The following is a 5,695-nucleotide window of genomic DNA, read 5'->3' as shown; positions in this document are numbered from 1 at the left end:
CGCGGGCTGGCGAAGGGCGTCGCCAGCGACACCGCCGCCATGCCGAGCGCGGTCAGCACCAGCGCGGTGCGAAGCCAGCGCACCGCTTTCTTCTGCAATTCGCCTTCAGTCTTGTAGATCACCCAGGCCGCGCCCATCGCCGCGTAGGCGGCGGCAAGGCAGAACGCCACCAGCACGCCGAACGCCATGCCGCCGAGGCCGACGTCGAGCCCGAGCACATAGACGCCCAGCATATAGCCCTGCGCCAGCGAGGCGATGAGCGAACCCAGGAAGAAGATACGGTTCCAGCGATGCTTGCGGCCAGCTGGCACCTTGGCGCGGAAATCGAAGGCGACGCCGCGCAGGATCAGCCCGAGCAAAAGCACGAAGACCGGAATGTAGAGCGCCGTCAGGATGACGCCATGCGCCAGCGGGAAGGCGACCAGCAGCAGGCCGACGGCCAGCACCAGCCAGGTCTCGTTGGCGTCCCAGAACGGGCCGATCGCGGCAATCATCGTATCCTGTTCGGCGTCTTCAGCGGCGGCGAACAGAATGCCGATGCCGAGATCGAAACCGTCGAGAATGACGTAGATCAGGATGGCGAGGCCCATCAGGCCGGCGAAGATCAGCGGAAGCGCGGTTGGCCAGTCGAAGGTCATCTTTTTCTCCTCACTCACCAGAGCCGGCTAATCGCGATGTGATCGGATGGGGCTCTATCGAGGCTTCAGATCGATTGCCGAAGTCGGCGCCGCCCCTCACCTGCCTGCCGGGCACTTCTCCCCGTATAGGGACGGGGAGAAGGGGGCTGGCCGCAATCTCGGCGCTTTTCTTGCAACGCTGGTGACTGGCGAAACCGTCGATGCGAGCGCCCCTCTCCCCGTCCCTATACGGGGAGAGGATGCCGGCAGGCAGGTGAGGGGCCGCGCCGGCGCCCGGCTGGAGTGCCATATCAAATCACTCCCCCGCAGCCGGCTGCGACATCGGCGCGTTGAGCACGCCGGGCAACGGCGAGTTGTCGCCGTCCTTCGCCGCCTTCAGCGCCAGGTGCACCAGCACGCCGAGATAGGCGATCAGCAACAGCACATAGAGAACGAGGTATATGGCGAGCGTCAGCGCGACATGGCTGCCGGCCACCGGGCCGACCGCGTCGGCGGTTTTCAGCACGCCCGTCACCAGCCAGGGCTGGCGGCCGATTTCGGTGGTGTACCAGCCGGCCAACGTCGCCAGCCAGCCCGACAGCCCCATCGGCACCATCAGCATGGCCAGCGGCTTCGGCAGGCTGTGCCGGCGCTTGAGGAAGAAGGCCGCCGACCAAGAGACGAGCAGCATCAATATGCCCGTGCCGACCATGACGCGGAAACCCCAGAACACCGGAAAGACCGGCGGATGATTGCCGGGATAGTCGTTCAGTCCCGGCACCACGCCGCTGGCCGAGTGCCGCAGCACCAGGCTGGCCCCATCGGGAATGGCGATCTCGAATTTGTTTTCCTTCGCCGCCTCGTCGGCAGCGCGAAGAGCACCAGCGGCACGTTGGGGCCGGTGTTCCAGTTGGCCTCCATGGCGGCGATCTTCTGCGGCTGATGCTCCAGCGTGTTCAGCCCATGCTGGTCGCCGGCGAAGATCTGGATCGGGATCAGGATCGCCGCGGTGAAGACGCCGGTGCGCAGCGCCTTCCACATCGATTCCGAGCGGTCGCCGGTGAGATAACGCAGCGCCGACAGGCCTGATATCAGGAACGACACCGTCAGCCCCGACGCCAGCAGCATGTGGGTCAGCCTGTAGGGCATCGACGGATTGAAGATGATTGCCCACCAGTCGACCGCATGCGCCACGCCGTCGCGCATCTCGAATCCGGCCGGCGTCTGCATCCAGGAATTGAGCGCGATGATCCAGAATGCCGAGACGGTGGTGCCGCCGGCGACCAGCACCGTCGCCAGCGTGTGGATGCGGTTGGAGACGCGGCGGAAGCCGAACAGCATGATGCCGAGAAAGGCCGCTTCGAGGAAGAAGGCGGTGAGGATTTCGTAGGCCAGCAGCGGCCCGGCGATGTTGCCGACCTTTTCCATGTAGCCCGGCCAGTTGGTGCCGAACTGAAAGCTCATGGTGACGCCCGAAACCACGCCCATGGCAAAGGACAGCGCGAACACCTTCACCCAGGTGAAATAGGCGCGCATCCAGGCGGAATCGTTGGTCGCGTTGTAACGCAGCTTGAAGAACAGCAGCACCCAACCCAGCGCAATGGTGATCGTCGGAAATAGAATATGGAATGAAATATTCGCGCCGAACTGGATACGCGAAAGTATGAGCGGGTCCATGATGGGCTCCGGCTGCTGCAAATACTCGCGAAGGATAGGCCCGAAGCGAGTTCAGGTCAAAGCGGCGTCCTGCCGCGAGGCTGAACGCCACAGGACAATTTTGCCGGTTGCGTGCCGCGCAACTCCGGGCCTGTGCGCCGCACCTGCAACGGCCGGCCGGCACGATTGTCGAGAACTGTCAGCAGGGCATTGACTTGCGGTTGCAAGCACCGACATTCGGCCTATATCAGGGGACCTCTTTCAAGCAGCCGTTTTCATCCATGCCTTCCATCCTGTCCATTTCCGGGGTCTCCAAGACCTACGCCACCGGTTTCACCGCGCTCAAGGAAGTCAATCTCGACATTCAGCGCGGCGAGATCTTCGCGCTGCTTGGACCCAATGGCGCCGGCAAGACGACGCTGATCTCGATCGTCTGCGGCATCGTCAACCGTTCGTCGGGCACCGTCACCGTCGACGGCCACGACATCAACAAGGATTATCGCGCCGCGCGCGGTCTGATCGGGCTGGTGCCGCAGGAACTGACAATCGACGCCTTCGAGAGCGTCTGGGCGACGGTCAATTACAGCCGTGGCCTGTTCGGCAAGCCGGCCAACCCCGGCTTTGTCGAGAAGGTGCTGCGCGACCTGTCGCTGTGGGACAAGAAGGACGCCAAGGCGATCACCCTGTCGGGCGGCATGAAGCGCCGGCTGATGATCGCCAAGGCGCTGTCGCATGAGCCGCGCATCCTGTTCCTCGACGAGCCGACCGCCGGCGTCGACGTCGAGCTGCGCCAGGACATGTGGGCGATGGTGCGCCGGCTGCGCGAGGACGGCGTCACCATCATCCTCACCACGCATTATATCGAGGAAGCCGAGGCGATGGCCGACCGGGTCGGCGTCATCAACCGCGGCGAGATCATCCTGGTCGAGAACAAGGCCGAACTGATGCGCAAGCTCGGCCGCAAGCGGCTGGTGCTGGAACTGCGCAATCCGCTGACGGCCATTCCCGAGGCGCTCTCGCGCTATGCGCTGGAGTTGTCGCCCGATGGCGGGCAGCTGACCTACACCTATGACAATCAGGCCGAGCGGCCCGGCGTCGCCTCGTTGATGCGCGATCTCGAGGCCGGCGGCATCCAGTTCCGCGATATCGACACGCAAAACTCTTCGCTCGAGGAGATCTTCGTCAATCTGGTGAGGAGGGAACCATGAACCTTCGCGCCGTATGGGCGATCTATCGGATGGAAATGGCGCGTGCTTTCCGCACCGTGCTGCAGAGCATCGTCTCGCCGGTCATCTCGACATCGCTGTATTTCGTCGTCTTCGGCTCGGCCATCGGCTCGCGCATCACCGAGATCGACGGCATCAGTTACGGCGCCTTCATCGTGCCGGGTCTGATCATGCTGTCGCTGTTGACGCAGTCGATCTCCAACGCCTCCTTTGCCATCTACTTCCCGAAATTCGTCGGCTCGATCTACGAGCTTCTGTCGGCGCCGGTCTCCTATCTGGAGATCGTCATCGCCTATGTCGGCGGCGCCGCGACCAAGTCGATCCTTCTCGGTCTGATCATCCTGGCCACCGCCTCGCTGTTCGTGCCGCTGACCATCCTGCATCCGTTCTGGATGCTCGCCTTCCTGGTGCTGACGGCGGTGACCTTCAGCCTGTTCGGCTTCATCATCGGCATCTGGGCGAAGAGTTTCGAGCAGCTGCAGCTGGTGCCGCTGTTGATCATCACGCCGCTGACCTTCCTCGGCGGCAGCTTCTATTCGATCAACATGCTGCCCGAGATCTGGCGCACGGTGACGCTGTTCAATCCGGTCGTCTATCTGATCAGCGGCTTCCGCTGGAGCTTCTACGGCAAATCCGATGTCTCGGTCGGTATCAGCCTCGGCATGACGATCGTCTTTCTGCTGATCTGCATAGCGATCGTCGCCTGGATCTTCAGGACCGGCTACCGGCTCAGGAACTGAGCGGCGAAAGCGCCGTGTGACGCTGTCAGGTCTGTCGAGATTCAAGTCAGGCCGGCCTCACCTGAATATCGCCAGACCTAGATCGCCTTGACCAGCCGCAGCAACCCCAGCATCTCGACATACGTCCCCTTGCGGAAGGCGATGTAGACCGGCTCCTCGACGCCGTGGAAGCGGCGCTTGAACGCCGCTTGGCCCTGCAGGTTGAACCTGCGCCGATTGACCCAGGGAGAAGAATAGGCGCGCTGGAAGGCATTGCGCCAGAAATCGCTTTCGGCAAATCCGCTCGGGCCCACATCGACGAGCGGCGACAGGCCGAGCGTGACCACCGAGATGCCCTCTTCGCGAAAACGGTCAACGGCGAACTTGGTCAGGCCGATCTCGGCATGCGGTGAGGCGTCGAGATGCTTGCGCTTGAAGGCGGTGGTGTAGCCGATGACCTTGCCGCCGGCAAACAACGGGTCGAAGTCGAGCAAAGCGACCAGTTCGCCATCGGGACCGTGCAGGACGAAACGGCGCATGTCGGTGCCGAGATGGTCGGCGAAATGGCGGTTGAGAAAACCCATCTCCCAGCGCTTGACGATGCGGTCGCCGCGCCAGTTTTCCGAAAGCCGGGCGATCTCGTCGAGGTAGATCGTGCGCTTGTCCTCTTCGAACGAAAAGCCTTTCTTCAGCAGCCAGCGTTCGGAGTAGCGCACGGTCTCGTTGCGCTTCCCGGAAAAATCATGCTCGGGCAGGGCGAGGCGGGTGTCGATGCCGAGGCGATTGACCTTGTAGCCAAGGCCGGCCAGCACGCGTGCGGTGTCCTCGCCGACCTGCACGAACCATGGGCTGCCGGCGGTCTCGACGAAGCGCTTGATGTAATCGGCCCGACGCGCCGGAGCCGCCACCGGGTCGCCGAGCGCGAAATGGTGCTTCATCTTGGTACCGAAGGCGATGTAGCCATCGGCGTCGCCGAAATAGGAAAGCTTGCCTTGCACGGCGGTGGAATAGGCGAGCGAGAAGTCGCCATAGCGGCGCACCAGTGCCAGGCGTTCGATATGGGTCAGCGCCTGCCGCTCGACCTCGGGCGCGGCGGCCTCAAGGATCTTGTCGAAATAGAACCGCAAGGAGGGCATGGTCGAGATTCCGCGTGCCGCCTACAGCGCCGGCCGTCCAGGACGCGCCAAGGTGCTGTAACACTTTGATTCTGCGCATGACTCGAAAATCGGACTCGATTTCGGGCATGCGCGTGGGGGATAACCGAGACCCGCCAGCCACCCAAGGCCTCGAATCAATCACATTGCCGCGACCTGATTACCGTTGATATCGCGCATATGCCATATAGAGCGCAACCGCGGCCCGGCGTGTGGCGCTAAATCGCATCGCTCGAAATTCGGCCGCGGTTTGCTGCAGGGGATCCTGCGCGCGATCAAACGGTTACAGCGTCCTGCGAGCCTTACGGCGGGACGTCCAATGG

4 protein-coding genes and 1 pseudogene are annotated in these 5,695 nt (G+C 63.1%); 2 read left to right on the top strand and 3 right to left on the bottom strand.

Annotated features, from left to right (window positions below; all coding sequences use genetic code 11):
- Together EN939_RS39095 and EN939_RS14670 are read right to left on the bottom strand one after the other, a co-directional pair.
- Positions 1 to 638, bottom strand: a 638-nt coding sequence (locus EN939_RS39095) for a cytochrome d ubiquinol oxidase subunit II (RefSeq protein ID WP_245473093.1), incomplete at its 3' end; no start/stop codon positions are given.
- Between the two features lie 295 nt (positions 639 to 933).
- Positions 934 to 2,294, bottom strand: a pseudogene (locus EN939_RS14670) (cytochrome ubiquinol oxidase subunit I).
- 260 nt (positions 2,295 to 2,554) lie between these two features.
- On the opposite strand from EN939_RS14670, the gene EN939_RS14665 reads away from it, so the two are divergent.
- Together EN939_RS14665 and EN939_RS14660 are read left to right on the top strand one after the other, a co-directional pair.
- The gene (locus tag EN939_RS14665; RefSeq protein WP_127268578.1) at positions 2,555 to 3,481 is read left to right on the top strand and encodes an ABC transporter ATP-binding protein; all 927 of its coding nucleotides are present in this window, start codon (positions 2,555 to 2,557) and stop codon (positions 3,479 to 3,481) included.
- On the top strand, positions 3,478 to 4,239 hold the full coding sequence (locus EN939_RS14660) for an ABC transporter permease (RefSeq protein ID WP_127268577.1): 762 nt from the start codon (positions 3,478 to 3,480) through the stop codon (positions 4,237 to 4,239). The genes EN939_RS14665 and EN939_RS14660 overlap by 4 nt, the downstream gene beginning before the upstream one ends.
- A 77-nt stretch (positions 4,240 to 4,316) precedes the next feature.
- On the opposite strand, the gene EN939_RS14655 is transcribed toward EN939_RS14660, so the two are convergent.
- Positions 4,317 to 5,354, bottom strand: a complete 1,038-nt coding sequence (locus tag EN939_RS14655) for a phosphatidylglycerol lysyltransferase domain-containing protein (RefSeq protein ID WP_127268576.1) — start codon at positions 5,352 to 5,354, stop codon at positions 4,317 to 4,319.
- Positions 5,355 to 5,695 lie beyond the last annotated feature (341 nt).

The sequence above is a fragment of the Mesorhizobium sp. M7A.F.Ca.CA.002.05.1.1 genome, from assembly GCF_003998335.1.
GTDB lineage: Bacteria > Pseudomonadota > Alphaproteobacteria > Rhizobiales > Rhizobiaceae > Mesorhizobium.
This window is presented reverse-complemented; position numbering and strand designations above follow the sequence as displayed.